This is a genomic window from Streptococcus sp. 1055 (assembly GCF_013276815.1).
GTDB classification, from domain to species: Bacteria; Bacillota; Bacilli; order Lactobacillales; family Streptococcaceae; genus Streptococcus; species Streptococcus pseudopneumoniae.
In genome coordinates, this window is record NZ_VMLT01000177.1 from 1 (window position 1) to 700 (window position 700).

The 700-nt window shown below is 33.1% G+C and carries 1 protein-coding gene; it reads right to left on the reverse strand.

Annotated features, from left to right (window positions below; translation table 11 throughout):
- Positions 1 to 87 precede the first annotated feature (87 nt).
- Positions 88 to 700, reverse strand: a 613-nt coding sequence (locus HT699_RS11485; RefSeq protein ID WP_240149902.1) for a restriction endonuclease subunit S, incomplete at its 5' end; no start/stop codon positions are given.

Below are 700 nucleotides of genomic sequence, written 5' to 3' on the forward strand. Positions count from 1 at the left end.
CGCAAGGGGTTAGCTGCCCTTTTGTATTTTTTAAGTGATAAAGTCGGGATTATAACAAATCATTACCGTAATTACAATGGCAGAATATCAGCCAAAATACTCCTGCATCAGAGATTTCTTCAAAATTTCAAGTTCTTCCAGAGATTTTTGGATTGCCAATTGTGATTTGTCGACCTGGGCTACAAAATCTGCGAACTCATTTTGGAGGGCTAGTGGGGGGAGGGGGAGAAGTATTTTTTTTAATTTTGTAATTGGTAACTGAGGCTGAGCACTTCCTGATATCACTCGACTATAATTATTATTCCTTAAAACATGGATAATAAATTTCTGATTTAGATTTGGTGTCTTGGGACGTAATATTACCATACCTGAATTTATACGTAAATGTTTATATTTTATTAATTCATCGTAGTACGCTACATTTCCAACAGTACCTCTTGTTGTCAAGACTATATCATAACGCTCAAGTTTGCCTTTTCGAAGTAATTTATCCTTTGTTTTAGTGATAAATTGCTTTGTATCGAATGAAAATCCGTTTTTAGTAACATTCTTTGTATTTAAAAATAAACAGTACTCCTCACTAAACAACTCATCTGATTTAGGATAATTTTTGCCCCTATCACCATCTATAATATCAAATAAGTTATCAATGCTTTCAAATATTTTATTTTCCCCAAACATCTCGTTAAATCGGGATTTG